The organism is Tumidithrix elongata BACA0141 (assembly GCF_036349135.1).
Lineage (GTDB): Bacteria > Cyanobacteriota > Cyanobacteriia > Pseudanabaenales > Pseudanabaenaceae > Tumidithrix > Tumidithrix elongata.
The window spans coordinates 16,460-41,252 of sequence record NZ_JAZBJZ010000006.1 but is presented as its reverse complement, the minus strand read 5'-3'; the positions used below and the strand labels follow the sequence as shown (position 1 = coordinate 41,252).

Below are 24,793 nucleotides of genomic sequence, written 5' to 3'. Positions count from 1 at the left end.
TATGTTCGCGTTCATTTAGCCCAGGGATTCCATTCCGAATCCCTACTGTGATTTTCCTGGAGCAGAATCTGGGGTCTTGGCGTAGGATTTTTCAAAAATTATCTGGATTTTGGTTTTCTGCTCGGTAGTCAGATTGAGTTCAGATAGGGCTTTTTGCATCTTCTCGCCTTGCTTCAGCTTTGCTTGCAATTGTTGCACTTGCTCTGGAGTTAAGACTTCCTCGATCTGTTTGCGTCTAGCCTCGCGTCTCTGAGCCCGTTCCGTATCTGTAGGCTTGCCCGTTTGCGAGGTGTCTGAAGGAGTACTTGTGGCTGTAGAACTTGGAGATGGATCGGAGGGAACGCTACTGACTGGAGAAGAAGTTGCCTGCGGTGTTGCTGAGGAGTTTGCCTGCGTACATGCCGTAATGCCACCTGCAAGGAGAATCGTACATATCGCGATCGCGAGGCTCAGTTGTTTTTTCATCTTACAGATCTATTTTGAGACTTGAATAACGAGAATTTCCTTTGGTGTGCCCATCCTATAGGGTAAAGAAAATTTTCACATGACCCAGATGTACTGACCTGACCCGTTAGAAAGTACTGAAGCATTCATGACTTTTTTCCTATGGCTTTGACATTAAAATTAGTCGTAATTCTTCTAGGAATATAGGCAAAAGATTTGGTATATCAATTGCATACCGAACGCAAGTTCGAGTGAATAATTAAGGGGATCTGGGGGCAGAAGCATATATAAGCGTTTCAGGCTTTCTAGACCGAACAGACGTTACCGATTAAGATTGAGAGTAAGCAATAGATTTCCTGCATTCATCATCACTGTGAAATAGCATCACCATGACTCCCTCGACCTATTCATCCTTTCGTCTTTTGCTCCAGTTGGAATGGTTGCTATTGGTCACGGCGGTATTTATGGAAATTCTGCTGCCGTTCCATTGGTCCTTGTCATTATTGCTGCCAGTGCTATCAATTCTGGCTTTTGGACTGATGGGATTGTGGTTGCCCACTGGAGTTTTTAGAAAAAAACTGCTATACACTGCGCTGGAGTTTGGCTTGATTTTACTGCCAGCAACACAAGGGGCTTTATCCTCGCGTCCGCTTTTTCTGTTGTGCCTCGTTCTGCTGATGCGAAGCTGCCTCATCTTTAAACGATTGGGACAGTTGGTGATTTTGACCTTGTCACTTTTAACCTATGGGATCTTACTTTTGTCAAGACCCATCGATCCTGAAAGATATCGAGTCGCTGAAGCAGTCTGGGATTGGCGTCTGAGTAGTATTTTGCTGTTCAGCTTGACGCTGATTTTCGCTTTGCTCTTAATTAACGCTTTGCTTGCCGAGCGAAAAAGTCGAGAAAAGTTAGAGAAGGTCTATCAAGAATTAGAAGCGACCAACCAACAATTGCGCCAGTATGCTCTGCGCATTGAAGACCAAGCAACGCTACAAGAACGCAACCGAATTGCCCGTGAAATTCATGATGGACTAGGACATACCCTATCTGCACAAACAATTCAAATCAACAATGCCCTGCTGCTTTGGCAAACTAAAAATGACCAAGCCTTGACTGCCCTAAAGCAGGCAAAGCAATTGGGCGCAGAAGCCCTGCTAGAAGTGCGGAAGTCAGTTTCTGTGTTGCGATCGAATCCATTACAGGGGCAATCTATGGAATCAGCACTTAAAAGGCTACTGAATGACTTTAGGCAAACCATGGGGATTGAAGTGTCCGATCGCATTCATCTAACCCAATCCCTGCCCTCTGATATCAATACAACGCTCTATCGAATTGTGCAGGAATCCCTGACCAATATCTATAAGCACGCTCAGGCGAAGGCTGTTACCATTGAACTACATCAACAAACGGGCATCATTCACTTGATGATTGAGGACGATGGTAAGGGGTTTAATCCAAATCAAAACACGACTGGATTTGGATTGCAGGGGATGCGAGAACGAGCGACAGCGCTTTACGGTCAATTCATCCTAGATAGCCAACCAGGAGCAGGTTGTCGTCTCTCTGTTGCTTTACCTCTAGCAAATTTTACTGTGGCACATTCCTATGATTCGGATTTTGTTAGTAGATAACGAGCATATTATTCGTCAAGGACTTAGAACCATGCTTGAGTCCAACGACGATCTGTCGATCGTGGGTGAGGCAGAAAATGGGCAAAAGGCGATCGACCAAATTCCCTCATTGCAACCTGATGTCGTTCTGATGGATATTCGGATGCCCGTGATGGATGGCGTTGCTGCCACTGGCGCGATCGCACAGCTTTATCCCGATATCAAAATTCTGATCCTGACCACCTTTGATGATGATGATTACGTGTCGCAAGCGATGCGATTGGGGGCAAAAGGCTATTTGCTCAAAGATACCGAGCCTGACGAACTTGCGATGGCAATTCGTGCTGTGTATAAAGGACATACGCAACTAGGACCCGGCTTGTTTGAAAAAGCGATCGCGCCGACAGCAACATCCATTCCTTCGATTCCCCCTCCATCGGAATTGTCAAAACTCACCCCCAGAGAACTAGAGGTACTCAAGCTAATTGCGGCTGGTGCTAACAATCGTGAAATTGCGGAAGAGTTATTTCTCTCCGAAAATACGGTTAAAAACTATGTCACGAATATTCTCAGCCGATTAAACTTGCGCGATCGTACCCAAGCCGCTTTGTTTGCCCATTCTTTGTTTCAAGATCGCAGTCTATAAATTTAGTCAATTCTAACCAGAGAATTCTCGAATATGTTTCGCGGTGCTTTGAGGTTGTTCGAGGTGGGGCACATGACCGCTCGCTTCGATCCAAATTAGTTGGCTATGAGGAATTACCCTCCGCAAATTTTCAGCATCTTTTGTACCCAGAATCCGATCGCGATCGCCCCATAAAATCAGAGAAGGTGGTTGAACTTGGGCGAGTCTATCTTTAAAAGAGCCATAGCCGCCGCTTTTTGTGAAGGATATCAATGCCTGTTGCCAGTTGGGACAATCTAGGTGTAATGCCGCACAGCAAAGCGCATCAGGTGAAGCAAAACTAGGATTGTAGTAAGCTTTTTCGCTAATCTTTTGACGCACCTTTGGATTGCGCAGGAATTGTGTCGCTATATAGTCCAGTGGAGGAAATAGAAACTTGCCTGCGGTCGCTCCTCCCGTGAATCCGACACTGTCGATCAAAATAAGCTTCTCAACTATTTCAGGATAGGTGAGGGTAAAGTCGATCGCAGCGGCTCCTCCCATCGAGGCTCCCACCAAAGTTACAGGTCTAGCAATTAGGGCTTTCCATGTGGAATATAGATGTGCCTTAATCGCCTCAGAATTGAAGGATAATCCCAAAGGTCTTTCGGTAAAGCCAAAGCCTAATAGATCGATTGCCCACAGTTCGCGATCGCTAGATAGTAAAGGAAGCAGTCTTCTCCACTCTAAAACAGAACTGTCAAACCCATGTAAAAAAACGATGGGTGAGAGATTTCCTCCTTGCTCGATGGAACCTTGATGAACAAAAGCTGTTGTGATCTCCGCTTGGCTTAAGGGAGTTGCAATCTTTTGGAATTGGAGAGAATTTGCCAGTGCGATCGAGGTCGCCTCTGTAAGTTGTTCGATTCCCTTTGGGAGAAAGTAATTAGGCATAAAAATTTTATCGAAGCTAAGAAATGACGATCCAATAGCATCTAGTCATGCATAGGCAGGATAACGCTCGGGATTGTTGGTTTTTTTTCTGATGCTTGCGGTATCAGATTAATGAATCTTGTTTTTTTCGTTCGGAGCAACATAAAATTTTTCTAGGAATGCCAGTTTCCAAGTTATTCGAAATCGTAGCAATAAAATCAATAATGCAACACTTCCACACAAAATCGAGAGTGTAATATTCGTGCCTGTCCATTCCAAACTACCGAGATAATGGGAACCGATTAGGAGCGTGTGAATTACAGCCAAAATCAAAGCTGGTACGGTAAGCAAATGCAGATATCGCCAGTATTTGCCTAGTTTAAGTGCCATGCGATCGAAGCTGGTGAAAGCCGCAGGAGCCATGCATAAAAGCGCGATCGCACCCAACCAAATTCCCCATCGTTGAAAGGGCAGCATAAAAGCGATCGCATCCAGATTCCATTTAAACGAATGTTGAACCATATGCAACGTGTGGGCAATGGATAATATAAAAGCAGTTACGCCCAAAGCCCGACGATAGCGCAGGGGAAATCCCCATAACTTGCTAATTGGACGCGCAACGAGTGCCAACATCAGGCAAAATAGCGCCGCATGACCTGTATAATCGACCATCTCACCCGTTCTCAATAGCGTGAGAATGCCAATAGTAAGGGTTATCCATCCTCCCATTCGGAATAGCTGACTGCGGCGATCGCTACTCAAAAGGGAAGCTGAAATGCCTATCCCTAGCATAGAAGGCAAAGTTCCCACACCAAATGCCAACATCACAATCGCGCCTTTCCAAATATCCCCAGTTTCTGCCGCTTTGAGCTGGGCAATATATAAAAAGCCGCAAGGAATCAGCCCCCACACCATTCCCAAGCAAGCAGGTGTCAGCCAGTGCGATCGCAAGGAAAGTTTAGCCATTGCCGAGCCCAGTCTTTGATGCAACGTTGCGATCGCCATCGGATTAAACAGGGGAATGCGCGGCAGTAAGTCGGGCTTAATTTGCAAAATTCCCATCCAAACCAAAAGGCTGCCCGTAAAAATTGCCAACCAATGGCGCAATTGGCTATCAATGCCTGCTAGTTGACCGCTAGCTACCAGTGCCGATCCTAACGCACCAATCCCTGCGCCCACCAAGGTATAACTCATCAGTCTGCCCAAATTGAGCAACCCATGAAAGTACAGATGCTGCTGCCAAGTTTTCGGAGATGACTGCTTGCCAGAGAGTGAAAAAGCTACGGTCACTGGCCCACACATACCAATGCAATGACCAAAGCTCCCTAAAAAACCTAAAGCAGCAACCAACAGGAAATCTAACACTAACCCCTTCCCGTTGCTACCGTAACCTCAAAATTTAAGACAAATGGGCTGAAGTCAGCACCGGCTTTAGGCTTACCGCTGAGTTGCAACTCGTATCGACCAATGTGAGGGAAAATTACTTCAGCGCCCGGAATTCCTCTATAGCGCTCTGCGGAAGTTGGCTTGAGGGTAGGGAATATAGGCACTGAGCTAAGACGAAAGGGCTTCGTCCTTACTTCTAAAATACAGTCACACTGCTCTAATGGAATTATCTCTCCACCTCGTTTGGTGAGTGCGATCCAAACTTGAGTGGGTTTGCCTGCCACAGGATTATCGTTTGGTTCCAAGTGTATTAGTCCACCCACATCCCCTGAAACTTCTACCTCATGAGCATAGACTTTGGTTGGTAAAACTGACAAAGTAGAAACTGCTAACAAGCATCCTATCCCTAGATTCAAGGGTTGCCAGACAAACTCTTTTACTGAGCGAGAAAGGAAGTTAGAAAGGTTCATAAATACGAATGCATTAGGTAAAGTCTATAATAAAAGCAGGCGAATTGAAGCGGCAAAACATTCGGGATAATTTATAAGAATTCAAGAGATTGGAACTCGAATGCTTTGCCCACTCCTTAAGGTACAATTACACCACAGGCAATTCTAGCCTTGGCATCGACATTCGGGATCGTAGATTTGCCATCAGCCCCAGCATGAATAACGATAGCTGTACCACCCTTTTTGAATAACGCATCTGAGTCCGATCCTAGATCGATTTTCGGTAAAGTTGCAACCAAAAGACCTATACCACCTTCGTCCACAACCATATTGGGTAAGTCACCTGCGGCACTACCATGATCGTGACCGCCATGTTTGTCACCATGCTGATGCATCGGATTTATAACAGTGGCGCTGGCGGGCTTGGGGTTAAAATGCTCTCCAGCAGACATAAAGCTCGGTGGTTCGCACTTACCTACCTCATGAATATGAATTGCATGTTCCCCCTTCGCTAAGCCCTGTACTTGTACAGTTACGCTTACCCCTTCAGCGGTTTGTAAGAATGTGGCAATGCCGACGATTTCTTGCTTGGCATTGATCAACCTTGCGATCGCAATTTTTCTATCTACATCAGCGGAGGAAGCTGAGTTGGCAAGCAATAGGCTACCGATAAGTCCACCAATCAACAATGTAGAAAACTTTCCAAACAATTTATTCATAATGCTACTTTTTACTAGAGTTGCCCGATAAGCTTTGCATACAGCCTTTTATGCTGTCCTGAAATCTTTACTGATGTCAAACGACGGGCTGTCAAATATCAAGATTTCAATCGGGACTTAAAATAATCTTGGTCGATCTGGTGTTGAGACTACGTTCCAACATGTAAGCTAGTTACAACTTGATACTTTAGCTATGACTCCCTTACCTAAATATCGGCCTCGGCAATTAAAGCTAGGACCTTTAGAATCAGAAATTCTCAATATTATTTGGGATCTGAATTTAGCCACGGTCAAAGATATCCTCGATCGCATTTTGGCAGATCCAGATCGCGAACTTGCCTATGCTTCGGTGATGACGGTCTTGAGGCGTCTTCAGCAAAAAGGTTGGCTTAGTTGCCAAAAACAAGGACGTATTTTTTACTGGCAGGTACTCGTGTCGCGCCAAGAAGCCAAAGCCTTAGAGGCCTATCACCAACTCAACCGATTTTTAGAAGTGGGCACAGCCGACATCGTGGCAGCCTTTGCGGATGACCTCGATCAAACCAGTCAGGCAAAAATCGAAGCGATCGCGGCAAGGCTTAAAGCAATTCGTCAAGCAAGGGAGTCGGAATAATGCACCTAGCGATGATTTTGGTTGTAACGTTCTGTGCTTTTGGTTTGCGTTGGAGTTGGTCAACCCCTACAGGTACTGACTTCCTCACTTCTTGGTCGCAACGCTGGCAAAGAAGTCTCATCCTGTTTCTGTTGCCGCCATTGCTGGCGATCGCAACCGCAATTTCTGTGATTCTGATGGGTACGCAAGGACAGATGATTGGCTTGCCAGCGGGTTGGTTTAGCTATGCGATCGCTTGGGGATTTCTCATTTACAACTTTTTTCTGCTCGTGCAACTGATCGTGACAGGCTGGCGATCGCTGCATAAAATCAACACCTACGCACAGGTAGAACTGGGCGGGCAGTCGGTGAGAATTTTAGAGTTACCGACGATGTTTGCCGCTCAGATTGGATTTTGGCAACCGCAACTGGTGGTGAGTCGGGGCTTACTAGAAAATCTTGACGCAGCGCACCTTAAAGCCGTAATCCAACACGAACAGGCTCACCTGCATTATCGCGACACCTTTTGGTTTTTCTGGTTGGGCTGCATTCGTCAAGTTACATTTTGGCTGCCAAACACGCAAGCAATTTGGGAAGAGTTGTTGATTTTGCGAGAATTGCGTGCCGATCGCTGGGCAGCGCAATCTGTGGATACCTTGCTTTTGGCAGAATCCATTCTATGGTTAGTGAGCGATAAGACCGATTCTACTGAAATTTTTTCTGCGGCTTTAAGCCGTTGGACAACCCGCGATCGCCTTGAGGAGAGAATTGAAGCCCTGCTCAACCAACCCGAGTCACCAGTTCAAATTCCATCATGGTCTTTTGCTTGGCTATTTCTGGCTTTCCTTCCTCTCATCTCTGTCTACTTCCATTCTTAAAAGACTTCCTCTCTATTCATCATTTCTATCTGTAATGGATAAAGGTTTCAATGACCGGGCTTTCTTCTAGATCGATCATTGCATTAATCAATTTGGCATATTGAAATTTTTGTAAGTCGTCGATCGTAATTATTTCTGCTCGAATTTTTTGTTGTTGCAGCAATTGACTTCTTTTTGTGCCTTTTAATAAAGGTGTTGCAGGGGTAATCCAATCCCGACCGTCAAAAAACACAATATTGGCGTAGGAAGTATCCGAAATTAAGCCGTTTTTAACGATGAGAATATCGTCGGCTACGATACCTGTTTTCAGGCTTTCTAAGGATGTGCGATCGGCAAATTTATATGGATAATCAATGCGATCGCTGTAAACAATTTGTAAGGTTTTAACTAACTTGATTTGATAGGGGTGAAATTCTATTTTTTCGATTTTATCCCTATATAAAACTCTACATTTAGATATTCCATCTTTTAGATCTGAGGGGATTTGAATTTCACTTTCTAAATCTAGTTTTTGATTGGCACTAAATAATCTTTCCCTTGAGAAATTAAGCCTTTGGTTATGAAATTCGATGTTTTGTAAATTCGAGTTTTTGACTTTAATCGTTTCTAATAATAGAGACATCCAGCGATCCTAAATGATAAATAAGAAGTTTTTCTCTGTCTAGAATTGTAGGGTTAATTCATGCATTGACCCTACACGCAAGCGATTTAGGATCGCTGTATCTTTTAATGTCGATTGAGGTTGAGAAGTGCGGCATTATTGACAAATCGCAAAAAAAATCCCTACTGAATAGGTAGGGATGGAACCGTTATTATCTTTGACTTAACTTAACTGGAGGAAAATGCTATGAGGGCTTACAGGTTACTGAGCCACCAGATCAAGCCATGTCTGGTTAAAACTTCGATGGTAAGTAGAGAGACAAATCCAATCATGGCGAGGCGACCGTTCAGTTTCTCGGCAAATGGTGTAAAGCCAGCACGTTCGGCATCGTCAACATACATCTGAGGTTCGATCGCGTAGTTGTTGAGTAGACCTTGGTCGTTGATGGTAAATCCGCTTTGCATTTGTTTTCTCTGTTTTCTTAACTCTATGAAATAAAGATTAACAATTATTTACAAAAAGCGGATCTAGCTAAGGGGGTGTCTAGTGCTGCGTTTGTCCCATCATAAAGACATACTCATTCCGACTTATCTGCTACTCCTTTTTAATGAGGAGGTCGCAAGATCTCGCCAAGTCCTTTGCTTGCTATGATTCATATGCAACTTCATCTAAAACACCCTTTTCATCAGTGTTGTAATTCAAAATGTTTAAGATCAGCCTGCGCAAACTCATCAAAAAAGAAGGGCGAGCGCTTCTCGAACAATTGCAGAATACTTTCGAGTTAACGATTAGTATTCATGATGTCAATGGTGATGTTTTGTTTGCAAAAGGAAATCCCGCACTAGAGCACAGGCATCTGGTCGCGGTAGAAGACAAAACCATTGGGTGGGTTTGTGGAGAAAATCATGTCGAGACAATTGTCTCGTTGCTAAACTTTCTGGCTAAACAGGAACTGGAGAAAAAACAACTTGGATATGAGGTGCTCGAAGGCTATCGGGAAATGAGTCTAATTTTAAATATGGCGAATAAGCTCTCTCCCTGTATCGATCTTGAAGCGATCGCCAATCTCACCATTCAAGAAGCTACTAAATTAATCCCTGCCACGAGTGCCGCAGTGCTACTGCTTGATTCAGAAACAGGTCTTTTAAAAACCATTGCTGCGTCAGGAGATGCTTTTACCTTAGAAACTACCGTTGCCTTAGGAGAAGGCATCATTGGCAGTGTGACCCAAAATGGTACAGCCGACATTATCAATGAGGTTGCTTCCGATCCACGTAATACATTCCCGCATAACACATTACACAAAGGTCAGATTACGGGCGTGAGTTCGATGATCTGCGTTTCCCTATGCACCGACGATCGCCCAATCGGAGCGATTGCCATAGCACATGACACGCCTATATTTTATTCCGCTAGAGATTTAAAGCTTTTGACAAGAATCGCCTCGCCTGTTGCCCCCGCGATCGGGAACACCCTTCTCCATGCTGAGTTGTATGCCGTACAGGCTGAATATTTGCAGAAACTAGAGATTGAAGTTGCAGAACGCACGAAGGAACTCCGTCAAGAAATCTACGAACGCCATCGCGCCGAGGCCTCATTGCAAGATGCAAACCAGAAGCTCCAGCAACTTGCCGATCTCGATGGATTGACCAATGTCGCAAATCGACGACGTTTTGATGAATATTTATTAGATGAATGGGATCGTGCAGGACGCGATCGCAAGCCCCTTTCTTTAATCATGTGCGATGTAGATTACTTTAAAAAATACAACGATACCTATGGGCATCAGGGTGGTGATGATTGCCTAAGAAAAGTGGCTCAGGCAATGAACCAATCTGCCAAGCGTCCAGCCGACATGGTTTTTCGTTATGGAGGTGAGGAGTTTGCCGTGTTGCTACCAAGTACGGATATGGATGGAGCTATGACTGTTGCCAATCAAATACGGGATAGCGTCAAAGCCCTACAAATCGAACATGAAGCATCTTTAGTTTCCAAGTATATTAGTGTTAGCCTTGGCGTTGCGAGCATGGTTCCCATTATTGATGCCGCACCGACTATTTTAGTTACGATCGCCGATCAGGCCCTCTATCAAGCCAAAAACGACGGACGCGATCGCATCTATGCGATTGGGTAGACAGACTAATATTCCTTTGAGGAATGAATCGCCTTGCCTTTCAGCCACGCTTTGAGAAACCTTGGGAATTAATAACAGCCTGAATTATCGATCTTCCCATCAGGCATTGTTGTATTGCAAAGGATTGCGGCAATGAGCGTAGCTCCAAACATGTTCGCACCGAGAAGATTTGCACCATTGAGGTTTGCACCCGTAAAGTTTGCGCCATCAAGGTAGGCTCCAACAAAGTTGCTACCTTTAAGGTTTACGCCAACCAAATTGGCTCCTTCAAGGTAGGCTCCAGTGAGAGTAGCAAAACTAAGGTTTGCTGACGTAAGGTTAGCTCTGCTGAGATAGGCTTCTCTAAGTTTCGCTTTACTGAGGTTCGCTTCAATCAGAATTGCTTCAACAAGATTCGCTTCAACTAGGTTAGCCTTTTCGAGATTGGCTCCCGTGAGATTAGCAAAACTAAGGTTAGCTCCTCTGAGACTGGCATCTCTGAGATTGGCTCCCGTGAGATTGGCTTCAAAGAGATTGGTAAAGCCCAGATTGGTTTCACTAAAGTTGGCTCCCGTAAGGTTAGCAAAACTAAAGTCAGCTCCTTTCAGGTTAGCTCCAAGGAAGTCCACTTCGCTGAGGTCGGCTTTACTCGCTCTGAACCGCTCTCCCTCTCCACCGTCTGTCTTCAACCAAGCCTTATGTTGTTCTAACTTTTCTTGAATGTTCATTAGTTAAGTACTACGCTGCGCACTAGATCTTTTTTCATCCTCCTAATAAATCTGCTCAACTTAATATAATGAGCAATCTATATATCAGTTAAATATATGCTTCGCATAAACTCTAGATAAATAATTGTACATTTTAATTAGATAAATACAAGGCAATTGCGATCGCACTTCCACAATCCAAACAACCGTAATTTTTTTTGTGACAAAATGCGATCGTTGAAGATTTTTGCAGATTGCTTAAATTTTATCTACACCAAGCTCCTCAAAAATTGCCTTTTAAAAATCAAAATTTAGGTACAACTGAATCTGAAGGTTAAACGAGTTTCTAGGGGTTTTCTTGTAAAGCTTTTTAGGCTTTCCATTTGTTCTTGATGATTTGAGGATAGTCGGCAAAAATGGAATGGATATCCAAATTTTTGAAGCCGATAGTTTTAACCAGAATGAAGGCATGATGGCTCACTTCATTGCAAATGTTATTTTCTGAACCCTATAGCCAGAGATTTAACCCTTCGCTGCAGAAAAAGCGATCTCTTATATCGACGATTTTGCTTGGTAAAAATTGTAAGATGTCTTTGAGTTTTAAATAACCGTTATTCCAGCCCTTGCCCGATATGTCCAGAACCAATAATTGCTATGAATATTAAGACCATACCGACAACACCATTTACAGATCAAAAACCCGGCACCTCTGGACTGCGTAAAAAAGTTACCGTCTTCCAGACATCTCATTATCTAGAAAATTTTGTGCAATCAATCTTTGATAGTCTAGAAGGCTTTCAAGGTCAAACTTTGGTTGTAGGTGGGGATGGTCGTTATTACAACCGTCAGGCGATCCAAATCATTTTAAAAATGGCAGCCGCGAATGGGTTTGGTCGAGTTCTTGTCGGTGCCAGTGGAATTTTATCGACACCTGCTGCCTCCTGTGTAATTCGGAAATACAAAGCATTTGGTGGCATTATTCTCTCTGCCAGTCATAACCCAGGTGGTATAGATGGTGACTTTGGCATTAAATACAATACGGGCAATGGTGGGCCTGCACCCGAAAAAGTTACGGATGCGATTTACGATCGCACCAAAACCATCAGCCAATACAAAATCTTAGAAGCTAGTGACATCGATCTCGATCGGCAGGGAGACTTTCAACTTGGTTCCATGGTTGTCAAAGTCATTGATGCTGTTGCCGACTATGCTGAGCTAATGGAATCTCTGTTTGATTTCGATCGCATTCAGTTGTTGTTAACCAAACTCCCTTTTCGTTTGTGCGTGGACTCAATGCATGCAGTCACAGGCCCTTATGCCCATGCTTTGATTGAAGGTCGTCTCGGTGCAAAAGCTGGCTCGGTAATCAATGGCATTCCGTTGGAAGACTTTGGGGGCGGACATCCCGATCCTAATTTAGTCTATGCCCACGAACTGGTAGAGATTCTATTTGGTGAGAATGCCCCTGACTTCGGTGCTGCCTCTGATGGCGATGGCGATCGCAACATGATTTTAGGTCGTAAGTTCTTTGTTACACCGAGCGATAGTTTAGCAATTCTTGCCGCGAATGCCCATCTCGTACCTGCCTATAAGTCTGGTTTAGCGGGAATCGCCCGTTCGATGCCTACCAGTCAGGCCGCCGATCGCGTTGCCGCTCGTTTAGGCATAGAAGCCTATGAAACTCCTACTGGTTGGAAGTTCTTTGGTAATTTGTTGGATGCTGGCAAAGCGACGCTCTGCGGTGAAGAGAGCTTTGGTACGGGGTCTAATCACGTTCGCGAAAAAGATGGCTTGTGGGCAGTTCTATTTTGGTTGAATGTCTTGGCAGCACGCCAGCAGTCTGTGGAACAAATTGTCACCGAACATTGGCAGATGTACGGACGCAACTTCTATTCGCGCCACGATTACGAAGGTGTGAATGCCGATCGCGCTAATACCCTAGTGGATCAGCTACGAGCTAAGGGTTCTAGCCTCAAAGGTAAACAGTTTGGACAATACGAAGTTCTATTTAGCGATGACTTTAGCTATACCGATCCTGTGGATGGAAGTACGAGTAGCAAGCAGGGTATTCGCATTGGCTTTACGGATGGCTCTCGCATTGTCTTCCGTTTGTCAGGCACAGGCACAGAAGGTGCAACATTACGACTGTATGTCGAGTCCTACGAACCTAACGTGGCTAAGCACAATCAAGATCCGCAAGTCGCCTTAGCATCCTTAATCTCAGTGGCTGAGGAAGTCGCTCAGATTCGGGAATTTACGGGACGCGATCGCCCCACGGTGATTACCTAGAAAATTTCCATTGAATGTGTAGGGGCAGTGCTCCGTGCCTGCCCAATATGCCCAGGGCAACCTCAGGGAATTGCCCCTAATTTCTATTTAAGGGCTGTTTCTGGTTCCAAGGCAGTCTCTTTTATTGCTTCTCTTGCCATCGGTTTTGTAGCTAGGTATAGGTCTAACTGTGCTTCGATTTGATCGCGCACGATTTGGCGATATTCTAAAAAGTGTTCGCCTTGGGCGCAGACCGAGAGATAGCTGGTGACAACATTTGGATAGCGTCTGAGCAAGTCAAATAGATGACTCCAAAACTGGAAACGGGTTTTGCGCACCACACCCTGCCGCCATGCTAGGATTAGCAAAGCCCGAATGGTTACCCAACTTATCCCTGGGCTACCCGCTGTTTTTTCTACTTTTCTGCGTTTTAGCTTCTTATAATCGGATTCGCCTAGGATGAGGAAATGTCGGTAGGTACGATTGAGGAATACCAAGGGATCGTAGAGCGTCCAAAATGCATGAACGTACTCGCGGGCAATATCTTCTAGGGGTCTTGTAGGGGTAAAGTTCATCAAGGTGGCTTGATGCCCATTACTATTATCTGAAATCATGCGTCCTTCTTTAGTGAGGCGATGCCACAGACCTGTGTCAGGTAGAGCTTGCAACATGCTAAACAAGGCGGTAGGAACGGTGGTTTGCTCGACAAATTGCACGATGCGATCGCCAGCTCCTTTTTTCTCTCCATCAAAGCCGATGATAAAGCCTGCCATCACACGCAATCCTGCTCTAGCAATGTTAATCACAGATTCTGAGAGGGGATCGCGATTATTTTGAAACTTTTTGGTAAGGGCAAGACTATCGGCATCGGGGGTCTCTACACCGAGAAAGACCGAACCAAAGTTACACTGCACCATCATCTCCATCATTTCAGGATCCTGTGCTAAATCCACTGAGGCTTCTGTGGCAAAAGAGAAGGGATAATTGCGTTCTTCCATCCAAGGCTGAAGTTCTTGCAGCATCAGCTTGACATTGCGCTTATTGCCAATAAAGTTGTCATCCACCATAAAGATACTGCGTCGCCAACCTAGATCGTAGAGACATTGCAGTTCTGCAAGGATTTGGGCAGGTGTTTTGGTGCGGGGTTTGCGACCGTAGAGAATGATAATGTCGCAAAATTCACACTGGAAGGGACAGCCGCGCGAAAACTGTACGGACATCTCAGCATAGGCATCGCGCTCTAGCAGGTCAAAGCGAGGAATGGGGGTAGCGGTAACATCGGGGCGATCGCCATTCGCACGAATAATCCCAGAGCGATCGCCACGTTCGATCGCTTCTACAAAGAGGGGCAGCGTAATTTCGCCTTCATCCAAAATTAGAAAATCAGCACCTGCGGCTTCAGCCTCTTTAGGCAATGCCGTGGGGTAAGGACCACCGACGGCAACCAACTTGCCTCGTTGTTTTGCAGCTTGAATTTGATCGACGAAATCTTTTTTTTGTACGATCATTGCCGACATGATCACCATATCCGCCCATTGCCATTCTGCCTCGGTGATATCGCGGATATTGCGATCGACCAGTTTAAAGCCCCAGTGCTGCGGCAAAATTGCCGCGACGGTGATAATGCCAAGGGGTGGGAGTTGGGCTTTAAAACCAACCAGTTCTAGGGTTTTCTCAAATGACCAAAAGCTTTTCGGAAACAGGGGATAAATTAGAAGAATGTTCATCGATTTCTATAAAAATGGTTGGCAATGGGAAAGCAGAAAAAGCGACCTTGCTACTAAAAGCAATCGCTCGCGGGGGAATGGATATTTGGATAATTTGAATTTAGTGCGCAAAAAATTGTGTAGATCTGGTGTAGATTTGACTCAGATCTAGGATTTAGGTAGTCTGAATTTTAGATAATGACTTTTAAAATTTGCCTCTCAATTTGGTCCTTACAGAGAGAGGCAGTGTCACCCTACCACTCCGCGCAGGTAGAGTCAAACAAAATCAGCGTATTTTGCTGAGGAGTGGGAGATCAAAAAACGGATGTAAAGCATACTTGCCTTCATATTCATATGAAAGTGAAATTAAGTCATTCTATCTAAAGTACGAGATTATGGGGCTGGGGCAGCGATCGCAGAATATTGCCAGTCATGTTGTGGGGCAGATCGCAAGGTCGGACAGATGCAGATGTTAGCTTTGATCTCATCTCAACAACGGGCAAAGCATTTTTGTTTCTTCCGTTAATTTATGAATTGAGGGCAGCAATCGTGCTGTTAAGGTAGACTAGGTGGCAGGGACAAAGATTCGATCTAGTTTTTTGCTCCTACTTTTTCCATTAGCGATCGCCATTATTTAGCGTGGTAAGTTTTTTACTAATTACAATATTTGTGAACTTGATGCTCGTCCTGGTCGCCATCGTTGTTACAGGATTAGTTGTCAGTAAGGTTTTTAATCCTAGTCGGGGAAGCCGATGGGGCGTGCTTGCGGCTGTGTTGGCAACGTTACTCCTTACGGGCGCATTGGGTTCGCTATCTTATATTTTTTGCGTTGGGAAAGAATGTGCAAATAATGCTGTTCGGATGCCAATATATGGAGCGCTATTGGCGGGTATTCCTGGGGCACTCTGGGGGCAGGAGGTTTGGGCTGATGAAAATCCAACTCCAAGACGATCGCAGGTTATTGTCGGAATCATCCTAGCGACCTTATCAATTCTCTTGTTTTTCTACGTTGTCATCCAAAACTACGAGAAGTAGTCAAAAGGAGCCAAGAAATAGAAGCCCATATCTCGATTTCTTATTCTGCTTCGCTATCTTCATCGGGTCTGAGACTTGCACCTGAATGACCTGTGGTAATCCATAAAACCGAACGCCCACAGTCCCGCACGGTTCGCAACCAGGATTCGGGCGGGTTGGTTGTAGGAACTGTAATGGGTGTGACTGCAATACCTCTGCTACCAAAGACAAAGGCAGCGATCGCCTTAGCACGGGGCATGTGAAAGTCGCCTGTAATCAGATAAGTATGCTGAATTTTGAGGCTGTTAAAGTCATCTGCCAGTGTGGTGAAGTTCGTAACCGTATCGGTGGCGCGGCGATCTAGATGTATCCGCTGTTCGGGAATTTCAGCTCTTTCAAAAATGGTTTGAGCCTCTTCGTCGTTAATACCCGAAGAAAGCCATAGGTCTAGATCGGGATGATTTTTAGCAAACTGAGCCGCAAACTGTTCTCTTCCCCTACCACCCCCTAAAACTAAAATGGCTTGAGGTTGAGGGGCTTGTGCATAGGCGATCGCGAGTTTAATCGGAATGATGCTAGAGAGGAGTAGGAGGATGGCGATCGCGATCGCGACAATGATTAGAATTCTCCTATGTTTCGTCTTAGTGGGTTTCATCAATGCGTAAAAACTTAGAGTAATAACTTAGAGCAAAAACTTACTATGCCAATTGTGCCAATCTTTATAATCCTCCGCCTACTTTGAATCTAAACGTAGGGCTATGCAAATATATTAAGATTTATATAGATAGCCTATAGCCCGTTCGCAAGGCTGCATTCCTCGCTCAAGCGATCGCGTGGGCAAATCATGTCAAAATAGAAGTCCAAAATAAAATCACTCAAGCACATTTGCACAGGAGAATTTAACGGTGGCGGAACAGTTTGACTACGACTTGGTAATTATTGGTGCAGGTGTAGGTGGTCATGGGGCTGCCCTTCATGCTGTTGCCTGTGGGCTAAAAACCGCCATTGTTGAATCTGCTGACATGGGTGGTACTTGTGTAAATCGCGGTTGTATTCCTTCTAAGGCATTGTTGGCAGCGTCAGGACGCGTGCGAGAGTTACGGGCTAAAGATCACCTCAAAGCTCTGGGCATTAGTGTGGGTGAGGTCAATTTTGACCGAGAGGCGATTTCTACCCATGCAGGCAATCTAGTTAGTAAGCTACGTAGCGATCTCACCAACAGCCTCAAAAAATTGGGAGTCGATATCATTCATGGTAGAGGAAAATTAGCAGGCAAACAGGCTGTGGATGTGTCGGGTCGCAAGATTACGGCTCGAGATGTAATTTTATCTACGGGTTCCGTTCCCTTTGTGCCACCTGGGATTCAACTAGATGGTAAAACCGTTTTTACTAGTGATGAAGGCGTGAGGCTAGACTGGCTGCCCCAGTGGGTTGCAATTATTGGTAGTGGTTATATTGGTTTAGAATTTTCCGATATCTATACAGCTCTAGGCTGTGAAGTCACCATGATCGAGGCATTGGATCACCTCATGCCAGGATTCGATCCTGATATCGCTAAGCTTGCCGAGCGCGTGCTACTCAAGCCACGCGATATCGAAACGAGAACGGGTGTATTTGCTACCAAAATTACCGCAGGCTCACCCGTCACAATTGAGCTAACCGACGCCAAGACCAAACAAATTGTAGATGTTCTAGAAGTCGATGCCTGTCTGGTCGCCACTGGACGAATTCCACTTACCAAAGATATTGGTTTAGAGTCTGTGGGCTTGGCTGCCAATCAGCGCGGCTTTATCGAAGTGGATGACACCATGGCAACGACTGTACCCCATGTGTGGGCGATCGGGGATGCCACAGGCAAAATGATGCTAGCTCATGCTGCCTCGGCACAGGGCGTAGTTGCTGTTGAGAATATTTGCGGCAGACATAGTACGGTCGATTACCTCAGTATTCCTGCGGCTGCCTTTACCCACCCAGAAATTAGCTTTGTGGGACTGACTGAGCCCCAAGCACAGGCTAAAGCTGAAGCCGATGGCTTTAAGATTGCCACAACCCGCTCTTACTTTAAGGGCAACTCCAAAGCGATCGCCGAAGGAGAAACTGACGGACTAGCCAAGATTATCTATCGTCAAGATACTGGCGAGCTTTTGGGCGTGCATATTATGGGAATTCATGCTTCCGATCTAATTCATGAAGCTTCCGCTGCGATCGCGCAACGTGCCTCTATCCATAACCTTGTGCGTAACGTTCATGCCCATCCCACCCTTAGCGAGGTTTTGGATGAAGCCTACAAGCGAGCAACTCACACTTAAAGTGCTCTTTTAAAGAGATGTGAATTCGATGAACCTCTCCCTCCCAGCCTCCCTCGCCTTTTAGGAGAGGGAGGAGCAAGAAAAATTGGGGGTTCAAGCCCCTCTCCTGCGAGGAGAGGGGTTGGGGAGAGGTAAAATATAGAGCTGTCGAACTCGTGTTAAAGAGAGTCTCAAGAACCCCACCCATCCTCCCCTTATTAACGGGAGGTGTCAGAAGTTGAAGGATAAAAGGTTCCTAGAATCAAAATTCAAAGTCGAACATCGGTTCCGATCGCAGTGTGCCTAAGCCAAGATCCTTAGCTGGAATCAACTCCACTTCATAATATCCGAGGATATGACGGGGCTCGGGATTGCCGCGCGATGCCCCCGTAACGCCCATCGCGATCAACACACCGCACTTCCCTTTCGCAGTTTTACAGCGCTGATTCCAATTTTTACGAACTTGTTCTAGTTCGCGAATATCCTTATGGAATTCGCCAAACAGATGTAGGTCATCATTACCCATAACAATCAAGCCGAGGTCACAGGATTCGCCAAAAAATGACTCCGCAGGGTTAAAACAGATTCCTTTAATTCCGCCAAAGGATTCAATTTGTTTAATCAGCTCCAATGCCTTGGGTCGAGAGGTTTGAATTAATAGCCCCGAAAAAGCAGTTCCCTTTTGAGGGAAGGATGTATCTGCCAAATAACGATAGGGCGCAGTTTGACGTAGCTCAGTAACCAACGACCAGGGAATTTCGGAAAGTTGAAATACTGCTTTGTCAGGCCACAAATCCTCATGAATTAATGGTTCATCATCCTCATCATCTTCTTGCTCAGGTGCGAAGCTATGTAACTCTTCAGCCAAATCGGGAAGCGTTTTGACGAGAACTTTAACTGTTTCAGATTTACCTTCTTGATTAGGCGAAGTTGGTATGCTGTATGTGCCTTTTAGAGAAACAAACTTGCCAGCCTTTAGTTTGCCGCTATGCTGGGCTAAAAACTGGTTTAATGCATTTGTTGCTACGGTAAGTGCGATCGCTTCTTCTTCATACAGAAACGGTCTACCACCCTCAAGGGGATGCAATGTCCCAAAGATAGGATGAACGTTATCTTGGGTTGTGGGCCAACCATGCGATCGAATCACCCGCATTTCACTTTCAGAAAGGGATTCGGATGACTCAAATAAATTAAAGAGGCAGTCTTGGTGCAAAAAAGTTTCCTCTAAATCATCCTCTGCTTCCTCTAGTGCCAACCGCTGGCGAAATCGGACGAGAGATTCTTTAGAGCGATAAAAAATCACGCCCTGCTCTAAACCTAAACGTCCCATCACGATCGCATACAGCGAACCAAGATCCCAACGATTTAATTCGATTTCAATGACTTCATGATCCCAGAGATAATTCCAAGGGGCATTTCTCCAAAGTCGATCGGATTGACGATAAAGGTCAGCCGCTTGTGATGCTGGAACCGAAGGGGGCGTAATATTAGCATGCTGAATGATATTCGCAAAGATTTCATCCACAAGGGGCAAATTCTCAACGTGCTCAACGGTAATATCTAACTCCTGCAAAACACCACGTAGGTAAAACTGTAGTTGGCGATCGCAAACAAGAATTTTTTGGGGTAGCCCTGGTTGCGCAGGACTTTGCGGGCGTTCAATGGCTTGGAGTAACGCCCGCACAAAAGCTTCTTGCCCAACGCTTCCATCGACAACGTCCATAGCCCGTACCATGCCCATAGAGCCATCTACCCAAAGAATGCACTGAGGGTGATCTTCCTCCTCAATGCGATCGCCAAGATGTATAAGGTTTGAATCAGATTGATATTCTCTAAATCTGGGCAACGAACGACGATCCCCCTCCCAAACTGCTGTGGTTTGTTTGAGTTGCTTGAGGCGACGTAAAGTGGAACCGTTAAGTGTAGTCATTAACTTAGGAAAAAAACATTGCGAGGTGATACAGGAGCAAGGCAAAAGAAATGCTTATTCCGTCGTGCAGTAAACCTATTAGATCCTTCAGATCCCTTGAAAAGATTGTACAATTGCCTTATATATAATGCCCTAATCAGCGTCTATTTAGTAAATACTAAACCAGTTGCCTTAGACTAGGAAATTCAACAAAAAACTTAACTAAAAATTTAGTGGGCACCAAATGATGGATGAGTTAAAACCGATATTCCAAGAACTTGTAAACCAGCCCGTAGCATTTTTAGGTGGGCTGTTTTCTGGCTTTCTTAGACTTGATACCAATGAAGATCCGCTGAAATCTTGGTTAAAGAACCAAGGTGTTTCTACAAAGGGGAGTTCAGCTACGAACAACTATCAAAATGGTAAGAGCAGTGGGCCTCAATCTATTTCTATTGATTGAATATGTGGGTTGAGTACTTTTTACTGGTTATTGCCTATTTCTTGGGATCGATTCCAACGGGTTATGTTGTGGGACGAATTGTAGGCATTGACATTCGTCAGCATGGTTCTGGCTCTACTGGAGCGACAAATGTCTGGCGATGTGTTGGTAAGCCTGCGGGCATCACAGTGTTTGCTGTCGATTTTCTCAAGGGTTTCGTTGCCGTTTTTTTGATGCAATCTGCTAGCCAACTACAAACTTGGTTACGACCTTTTTTTAGCTCTTTTTTCACCCTCAACTACTCAGTTCCTGAGAATTGGATGCAATGGTTTGCGATCGGTGCAGCCTTACTGGCTTTGCTAGGGCATAGCCGCTCAATTTGGATTGGTTTTAGCGGGGGCAAGTCAGTGGCAACAGGACTAGGCGTTTTATTTGCAATTAATTGGATTGTCGCCGCAACTGCTTTTGGACTTTGGTTGGCAACCATGGCAATTTGGCGTACCGTGTCGCTCAGCTCAATTTTGGCGGCGATCGCTACGCCTATTTTAATGCTGATCGTTCGCGCCGATCTGGCTTACTTGGTGCTGACTGCGATCGGTGGTGGCTTTGTGGTTTGGCGGCATCGCTCCAATATTGAAAGATTGCTGCAAGGCACGGAACCAAGCATTTTTGCCAGCTCCACCGTAAATTCTATAAATAATTCTGTCAGCAATACCGACACTGAGTAATTATCCGCAGGTGGAAAGCAGAAAATGTAAAACTGTTGTTATGCTTCCCTACCCAGCGCTATCAATTCATGCCATAACTATTTCTTGTTAACCGCAGCCGAAGCCTGAACTCAAATATTTGGCTGGAACTAGGATCTTGTTTTAACGTCTAAGCCTTGTATGTGCTAAAAATTAGCTGAAGTTTACCCTTGGTAATGCTTAGTGGTTTTAAGAAACTTTTTTTGCTGATTGAAAATAGCTTTAGTTTGGGATTGCAAAGATGAATTTATCTATAAACTCGTTCCACAAAGTTTGGCTGCTTGGTTTGTCTCTTACCGTAACTATGACTTTTTTAGTGCAGGAAGCAAAAGCTCAATATCCTTGTTCTGGTGCTGCTGGGGAGATGGTAATTGGAAACTCCCCAGCTTCGAATGGCATAGCATCTTTTCCTATTTGTGCTAGGGATCCGAATTATCAAGAGGAGCCAGAAGAGCAAAGTAGTAGTAGTAGTTCTCGTTCTAGTTATTACGACCCTGTGTTTGAGGCACTAAAACTTCAATCTGCTTCTGCCATGCTCAATTTGCAACAACAAACTAAATTATTGCAAGATCCAAAGTATCTGAAATATATATCGGGCAGTTGGAACCTTTTTCCTAGTTCAAGGTTAGTGGGGGCAAAACCAGGTAACTATTGCGTTGCATCCTTTCTAAAGGCATCGATGGATCCTGAAGCTAAAAAAGCGCCAGTGATGATCAATTTGTTGGGACCTGGGGGTAACTACAAGGGTGCTCTCCTTACATTTACGGCAGAAAGTATTCCGAAACCTGAAACGATGCAAACAATCACGGTTACTCTGATTCAAAACAATGAACCCCCTGTTACGGTAAAAGCATTTAATTACACAATGCCAAAGCTACCATTTGGGGTGATTGCTTTTGCTGTGCCGACCATTGATGCAGCTTTGGCGACGATGGAAGATGTCCAGAGTTTTGATGTAAAAATCGATGGTCGGTCTGTTGCCAAAACTACGTGGCATAGTGGGCTCAAGGTGAGGGATGAATTCCGTAAGTGCTTGAATGGTCAACCCTATTCGGTAACGGAGATCGACATAGTGCCAGAGCGGTTGAAAACACCGTAATTAGTCCAAACTTAAATTTAGGTAAATTCAGGGGATTTTATATTCGGGATTAAATCATGTTGAAGCAAGTAATGTTGGCCGCCGTTATCGTTAGTGTTTATGGGACACCAGCGATAGCGGCTACTCCTGCACGATGGGAGTATCAAGGGAACGCATCTACAGGCGAGAAAGTCTATCTAAATTTGGATTCGATTCAGCAAGAAGGGCGTAAGAACGGATATTTCTTTACATATCAGATTGGCGTAGATCGTCCATTTGCTTATACCCCTTGTGATGGAAGGTTTCAGGTGGTTACCGCTGATGGGGTTACATTTAAGCCCTTAATGAACCCTCAGTCTGAAGCTACTCGGAAAATGCTCGATCGTGTCTGTACTTATCAGCGCTAACAGACTGCTAAGTCTACCTGATTTGTTGCACCATCAAATGTCAATGAGATCGCCGATTTTATGAACGTGAACCCGATGCTCAATCCTATGCCATTGACATCATCTCTAGCTCGTAAAGGCTGGCATAGAGACCTTGGCTTTGCATCAACTCGGTATGACTACCTGACTCGACGACTTCACCTTGCTTTAATACCAAGATACGATCGGCTGTTCGAATTGTGGAAAGCCTGTGAGCGATGATAATGGTCGTTCGTCCGACGAGCAAGCGATCGAGCGCTTGTTGAATCAGATATTCCGTGCCAACGTCTAAACTGGCTGTGGCTTCATCTAAAACTAAAATTCGCGGATCGCGAACCGCAGCCCGAGCAAACGCTAAAAGCTGTTTTTGACCACCAGAAAGGTTTGTTCCCCGCTGTCTTACTTGCGTATTGTAGCCATTGGGCAGGGCTTGGATGAACCGATCGACATTCATAGACTGGGCTGCAGCCGTTACTTCCTCTAGGCTATAGTCCTCACCTAAAGAAATGTTTGCTTTCACATCCCCTGAGAATAAAAATGCGTCCTGTAAAATCACACCAATGCGATGGCGCAGTTCTGATTGCGTGATTTCTTTAATATCTACACCGTCAATCAGAATTCGACCTTTGGTTGGCTCATAGAGTCTCGACAATAGGCGGATGATTGAACTTTTTCCTGCCCCAGTTGGACCAACTAACGCTACTTTTTCTCCAGCTTGAATCGTGAAATTCAAATTTTTTAGGACATATTCATCTGGCTTATAGCCAAACCAAACATCTTCAAAACAAATTTCTCCTTTCCCATCTGAGGGTAGAGACTTAGGAAATTCAGGATCGCGAATATCGATCGCTTCACGCATGATGCCGTTAATGCGCTCGATCGCAGTAAAGCCCGATTGAATCACCGTAAATTTTTCTGCCAACTGCCGTAGAGGGTCAAATAGCCTCTGTGAAAACAGCACAAATGCAGACAGTTCGCCAAAGGTGAGGCTTTTTTGGATGATCTGACCGCCGCCTAACCACAAAACCCCTGCGATCGCAACCAATGCAATCCACTCTAGGGTGGCTGACACTGCTGAGTCATGAAAAATCGTCGTATTAACTTCGTCAATGTAGCGTTTGTTGACCTCTTTGTGTTGCTTCGCATTAAACGTCTCGCGACGAAACAACTGCACAATGCCAACGCCAATAATATTTTCTTGCAGGATTGAATTTAGATCAGATAGGCGATCGCGCGCTTTGTAGTTAGCTTTACGATATTCGTGCTGAAAGAAAACAATTAACCCAGTAATCGGAATTACCATTGCTACGAGGAGTAACGCTAGATCCCAACGCAACCAAAACATAAATAGTGCAATTACCGCGATCGAGGCAAGATCGCTAAAGATACCTACTGCGCCCGTAGCAAAAACATCGCCTAATGCCTCAACGTCACTAGTAAGGCGAGTAATTAATTTCCCAACAGGGGTGCGGTCAAAAAAGCTGGTGGAGAGTAACGTGACATGACGAAAGAGATCTGTTCGGATATCAGACGTAATCTTTTGCCCCACTGCTTGGACTAAGTAACCTTGCCAAGCCTGCAAAGCTAAACGCACCACAATCGTTAGCAGTACCCATAAACAGACAGACCTAAGTCCGATTAAGTCTCCATGTTTAATGGGTCCATCTATACCCTGTTGTACTAAGATTGGCTGGATCGCTCCAGCAACTGACAAAGGTACAAGGAGGACAAATGAGATGACTAAGTCTTTTGTGCTGCGCTTTGCATATGGCAGTAGTTGCAGTAATAACCGCCAATCCCCACCTTCAGAGCGTTTCTCCTCTTTTTGAGTAGAGGGAGATGCTTTGGTTGTTGAGCTTTTGATAGACACTCCCAATGATTTTA

24 protein-coding genes are annotated in these 24,793 nt (G+C 45.0%); 12 read left to right on the top strand and 12 right to left on the bottom strand.

What is annotated here, in order from left to right; genetic code table 11:
• Positions 1 to 42: 42 nt before the first annotated feature.
• Positions 43 to 465, bottom strand: coding sequence for a hypothetical protein (locus V2H45_RS02765; RefSeq protein ID WP_330482084.1), 423 nt, complete (start codon positions 463 to 465; stop codon positions 43 to 45).
• Positions 466 to 833: 368 nt separating this feature from the next.
• Between V2H45_RS02765 and V2H45_RS02760 the strand changes: the two genes are divergently transcribed.
• Positions 834 to 2,075, top strand: coding sequence for a sensor histidine kinase (locus V2H45_RS02760; RefSeq protein WP_330482083.1), 1,242 nt, complete (start codon positions 834 to 836; stop codon positions 2,073 to 2,075).
• On the top strand, positions 2,050 to 2,700 hold the full coding sequence (locus V2H45_RS02755) for a response regulator transcription factor (protein WP_330482082.1): 651 nt from the start codon (positions 2,050 to 2,052) through the stop codon (positions 2,698 to 2,700). The genes V2H45_RS02760 and V2H45_RS02755 overlap by 26 nt, the downstream gene beginning before the upstream one ends.
• 12 nt (positions 2,701 to 2,712) lie before the next feature.
• Here the strand turns inward: V2H45_RS02755 and V2H45_RS02750 are convergent, their stop codons facing one another.
• The 4 genes from V2H45_RS02750 to V2H45_RS02735 all read right to left on the bottom strand — a co-directional run bounded on the left by V2H45_RS02750 (position 2,713) and on the right by V2H45_RS02735 (position 6,145).
• Positions 2,713 to 3,612, bottom strand: a complete 900-nt coding sequence (locus V2H45_RS02750; protein WP_330482081.1) for an alpha/beta fold hydrolase — start codon at positions 3,610 to 3,612, stop codon at positions 2,713 to 2,715.
• 108 nt (positions 3,613 to 3,720) lie between these two features.
• Complete coding sequence (locus V2H45_RS02745; protein ID WP_330482080.1) at positions 3,721 to 4,956, bottom strand: urease accessory protein UreH domain-containing protein; 1,236 nt, start codon at positions 4,954 to 4,956, stop codon at positions 3,721 to 3,723.
• Positions 4,956 to 5,447 carry a hypothetical protein gene (locus tag V2H45_RS02740; protein ID WP_330482079.1) on the bottom strand — a complete coding sequence of 164 codons (492 nt, stop codon included), beginning with the start codon at positions 5,445 to 5,447 and terminating at the stop codon, positions 4,956 to 4,958. Before V2H45_RS02740 ends, V2H45_RS02745 begins: the two co-directional genes overlap by 1 nt.
• Positions 5,448 to 5,563: 116 nt before the next feature.
• A complete protein-coding gene (locus tag V2H45_RS02735) occupies positions 5,564 to 6,145 on the bottom strand; it encodes a superoxide dismutase family protein (protein WP_330482078.1) in 582 nt (193 codons plus the stop codon).
• Positions 6,146 to 6,338: 193 nt separating this feature from the next.
• Between V2H45_RS02735 and V2H45_RS02730 the strand changes: the two genes are divergently transcribed.
• Positions 6,339 to 6,758 (top strand): BlaI/MecI/CopY family transcriptional regulator, encoded by a 420-nt coding sequence (locus tag V2H45_RS02730; RefSeq protein WP_330482077.1) that lies wholly within the window; start codon positions 6,339 to 6,341, stop codon positions 6,756 to 6,758.
• A gap of 11 nt (positions 6,759 to 6,769) precedes the next feature.
• Positions 6,770 to 7,615 (top strand): M56 family metallopeptidase, encoded by an 846-nt coding sequence (locus V2H45_RS02725; RefSeq protein ID WP_330482076.1) that lies wholly within the window; start codon positions 6,770 to 6,772, stop codon positions 7,613 to 7,615.
• Positions 7,616 to 7,640: 25 nt separating this feature from the next.
• Here the strand turns inward: V2H45_RS02725 and V2H45_RS02720 are convergent, their stop codons facing one another.
• Complete coding sequence (locus V2H45_RS02720; protein ID WP_330482075.1) at positions 7,641 to 8,237, bottom strand: aminotransferase class IV; 597 nt, start codon at positions 8,235 to 8,237, stop codon at positions 7,641 to 7,643.
• Between the two features lie 233 nt (positions 8,238 to 8,470).
• Positions 8,471 to 8,680 carry a chlorophyll a/b-binding protein gene (locus V2H45_RS02715; protein ID WP_330482074.1) on the bottom strand — a complete coding sequence of 70 codons (210 nt, stop codon included), beginning with the start codon at positions 8,678 to 8,680 and terminating at the stop codon, positions 8,471 to 8,473.
• Positions 8,681 to 8,919: 239 nt separating this feature from the next.
• Here V2H45_RS02715 and V2H45_RS02710 point away from each other — a divergent pair, with 239 nt between their 5' ends.
• On the top strand, positions 8,920 to 10,350 hold the full coding sequence (locus tag V2H45_RS02710; RefSeq protein ID WP_330482073.1) for a diguanylate cyclase domain-containing protein: 1,431 nt from the start codon (positions 8,920 to 8,922) through the stop codon (positions 10,348 to 10,350).
• Between the two features lie 68 nt (positions 10,351 to 10,418).
• On the opposite strand, the gene V2H45_RS02705 is transcribed toward V2H45_RS02710, so the two are convergent.
• Positions 10,419 to 11,057 (bottom strand): pentapeptide repeat-containing protein, encoded by a 639-nt coding sequence (locus V2H45_RS02705; protein WP_330482072.1) that lies wholly within the window; start codon positions 11,055 to 11,057, stop codon positions 10,419 to 10,421.
• A 633-nt stretch (positions 11,058 to 11,690) separates the two neighbouring features.
• Here V2H45_RS02705 and V2H45_RS02700 point away from each other — a divergent pair.
• Positions 11,691 to 13,325, top strand: coding sequence for an alpha-D-glucose phosphate-specific phosphoglucomutase (locus tag V2H45_RS02700; protein ID WP_330482071.1), 1,635 nt, complete (start codon positions 11,691 to 11,693; stop codon positions 13,323 to 13,325).
• 83 nt (positions 13,326 to 13,408) lie between these two features.
• Here the strand turns inward: V2H45_RS02700 and V2H45_RS02695 are convergent, their stop codons facing one another.
• Positions 13,409 to 15,031, bottom strand: a complete 1,623-nt coding sequence (locus V2H45_RS02695; RefSeq protein WP_330482070.1) for a B12-binding domain-containing radical SAM protein — start codon at positions 15,029 to 15,031, stop codon at positions 13,409 to 13,411.
• 657 nt (positions 15,032 to 15,688) lie between these two features.
• On the opposite strand from V2H45_RS02695, the gene V2H45_RS02690 reads away from it, so the two are divergent.
• Positions 15,689 to 16,045 carry a hypothetical protein gene (locus V2H45_RS02690; protein ID WP_330482069.1) on the top strand — a complete coding sequence of 119 codons (357 nt, stop codon included), beginning with the start codon at positions 15,689 to 15,691 and terminating at the stop codon, positions 16,043 to 16,045.
• Between the two features lie 40 nt (positions 16,046 to 16,085).
• Here V2H45_RS02690 and V2H45_RS02685 read toward each other — a convergent pair whose 3' ends face one another.
• Positions 16,086 to 16,679, bottom strand: coding sequence for a YdcF family protein (locus tag V2H45_RS02685; RefSeq protein WP_330482068.1), 594 nt, complete (start codon positions 16,677 to 16,679; stop codon positions 16,086 to 16,088).
• A 250-nt stretch (positions 16,680 to 16,929) separates the two neighbouring features.
• Between V2H45_RS02685 and lpdA the strand changes: the two genes are divergently transcribed.
• Positions 16,930 to 18,333 (top strand): dihydrolipoyl dehydrogenase, encoded by a 1,404-nt coding sequence (gene lpdA / locus V2H45_RS02680; protein ID WP_330482067.1) that lies wholly within the window; start codon positions 16,930 to 16,932, stop codon positions 18,331 to 18,333.
• Between the two features lie 241 nt (positions 18,334 to 18,574).
• On the opposite strand, the gene V2H45_RS02675 is transcribed toward lpdA, so the two are convergent.
• Positions 18,575 to 20,242 (bottom strand): DUF6930 domain-containing protein, encoded by a 1,668-nt coding sequence (locus tag V2H45_RS02675; protein ID WP_330482066.1) that lies wholly within the window; start codon positions 20,240 to 20,242, stop codon positions 18,575 to 18,577.
• A 226-nt stretch (positions 20,243 to 20,468) separates the two neighbouring features.
• On the opposite strand from V2H45_RS02675, the gene V2H45_RS02670 reads away from it, so the two are divergent.
• From V2H45_RS02670 to V2H45_RS02655, 4 genes are all read left to right on the top strand, one after another.
• Positions 20,469 to 20,681 (top strand): hypothetical protein, encoded by a 213-nt coding sequence (locus V2H45_RS02670; RefSeq protein WP_330482065.1) that lies wholly within the window; start codon positions 20,469 to 20,471, stop codon positions 20,679 to 20,681.
• A 2-nt stretch (positions 20,682 to 20,683) separates the two neighbouring features.
• Positions 20,684 to 21,388, top strand: a complete 705-nt coding sequence (gene plsY / locus V2H45_RS02665; protein ID WP_330482064.1) for a glycerol-3-phosphate 1-O-acyltransferase PlsY — start codon at positions 20,684 to 20,686, stop codon at positions 21,386 to 21,388.
• Positions 21,389 to 21,647: 259 nt separating this feature from the next.
• Entirely contained in the window at positions 21,648 to 22,505 is an 858-nt protein-coding gene (locus V2H45_RS02660; RefSeq protein ID WP_330482063.1) for a hypothetical protein, read from the top strand.
• A gap of 56 nt (positions 22,506 to 22,561) precedes the next feature.
• Positions 22,562 to 22,891, top strand: coding sequence for a hypothetical protein (locus V2H45_RS02655; protein WP_330482062.1), 330 nt, complete (start codon positions 22,562 to 22,564; stop codon positions 22,889 to 22,891).
• 85 nt (positions 22,892 to 22,976) lie between these two features.
• On the opposite strand, the gene V2H45_RS02650 is transcribed toward V2H45_RS02655, so the two are convergent.
• Positions 22,977 to 24,773, bottom strand: a complete 1,797-nt coding sequence (locus V2H45_RS02650; RefSeq protein WP_408648703.1) for an ABC transporter ATP-binding protein — start codon at positions 24,771 to 24,773, stop codon at positions 22,977 to 22,979.
• Between the last annotated feature and the right edge of the window lie 20 nt (positions 24,774 to 24,793).

Excerpts from the sequence above, each read along its gene's own strand:
- plsY (WP_330482064.1), top strand. The coding sequence starts at position 20,684 with ATGTGGGTTGAGTACTTTTTACTGGTTATTGCCTATTTCTTGGGATCG.
- V2H45_RS02685 (WP_330482068.1), bottom strand. The coding sequence starts at position 16,679 with ATGAAACCCACTAAGACGAAACATAGGAGAATTCTAATCATTGTCGCG.
- V2H45_RS02705 (WP_330482072.1), bottom strand. The coding sequence starts at position 11,057 with ATGAACATTCAAGAAAAGTTAGAACAACATAAGGCTTGGTTGAAGACA.
- V2H45_RS02700 (WP_330482071.1), top strand. The coding sequence starts at position 11,691 with ATGAATATTAAGACCATACCGACAACACCATTTACAGATCAAAAACCC.
- V2H45_RS02710 (WP_330482073.1), top strand. The coding sequence starts at position 8,920 with ATGTTTAAGATCAGCCTGCGCAAACTCATCAAAAAAGAAGGGCGAGCG.
- V2H45_RS02735 (WP_330482078.1), bottom strand. The coding sequence starts at position 6,145 with ATGAATAAATTGTTTGGAAAGTTTTCTACATTGTTGATTGGTGGACTT.
- V2H45_RS02760 (WP_330482083.1), top strand. The coding sequence starts at position 834 with ATGACTCCCTCGACCTATTCATCCTTTCGTCTTTTGCTCCAGTTGGAA.
- V2H45_RS02740 (WP_330482079.1), bottom strand. The coding sequence starts at position 5,447 with ATGAACCTTTCTAACTTCCTTTCTCGCTCAGTAAAAGAGTTTGTCTGG.
- V2H45_RS02670 (WP_330482065.1), top strand. The coding sequence starts at position 20,469 with ATGGATGAGTTAAAACCGATATTCCAAGAACTTGTAAACCAGCCCGTA.
- V2H45_RS02715 (WP_330482074.1), bottom strand. The coding sequence starts at position 8,680 with ATGCAAAGCGGATTTACCATCAACGACCAAGGTCTACTCAACAACTAC.
- V2H45_RS02765 (WP_330482084.1), bottom strand. The coding sequence starts at position 465 with ATGAAAAAACAACTGAGCCTCGCGATCGCGATATGTACGATTCTCCTT.
- V2H45_RS02755 (WP_330482082.1), top strand. The coding sequence starts at position 2,050 with ATGATTCGGATTTTGTTAGTAGATAACGAGCATATTATTCGTCAAGGA.
- V2H45_RS02690 (WP_330482069.1), top strand. The coding sequence starts at position 15,689 with ATGCTCGTCCTGGTCGCCATCGTTGTTACAGGATTAGTTGTCAGTAAG.
- V2H45_RS02695 (WP_330482070.1), bottom strand. The coding sequence starts at position 15,031 with ATGAACATTCTTCTAATTTATCCCCTGTTTCCGAAAAGCTTTTGGTCA.
- V2H45_RS02660 (WP_330482063.1), top strand. The coding sequence starts at position 21,648 with ATGAATTTATCTATAAACTCGTTCCACAAAGTTTGGCTGCTTGGTTTG.
- V2H45_RS02750 (WP_330482081.1), bottom strand. The coding sequence starts at position 3,612 with ATGCCTAATTACTTTCTCCCAAAGGGAATCGAACAACTTACAGAGGCG.
- V2H45_RS02655 (WP_330482062.1), top strand. The coding sequence starts at position 22,562 with ATGTTGAAGCAAGTAATGTTGGCCGCCGTTATCGTTAGTGTTTATGGG.
- V2H45_RS02675 (WP_330482066.1), bottom strand. The coding sequence starts at position 20,242 with ATGACTACACTTAACGGTTCCACTTTACGTCGCCTCAAGCAACTCAAA.
- V2H45_RS02720 (WP_330482075.1), bottom strand. The coding sequence starts at position 8,237 with ATGTCTCTATTATTAGAAACGATTAAAGTCAAAAACTCGAATTTACAA.
- V2H45_RS02725 (WP_330482076.1), top strand. The coding sequence starts at position 6,770 with ATGATTTTGGTTGTAACGTTCTGTGCTTTTGGTTTGCGTTGGAGTTGG.
- V2H45_RS02730 (WP_330482077.1), top strand. The coding sequence starts at position 6,339 with ATGACTCCCTTACCTAAATATCGGCCTCGGCAATTAAAGCTAGGACCT.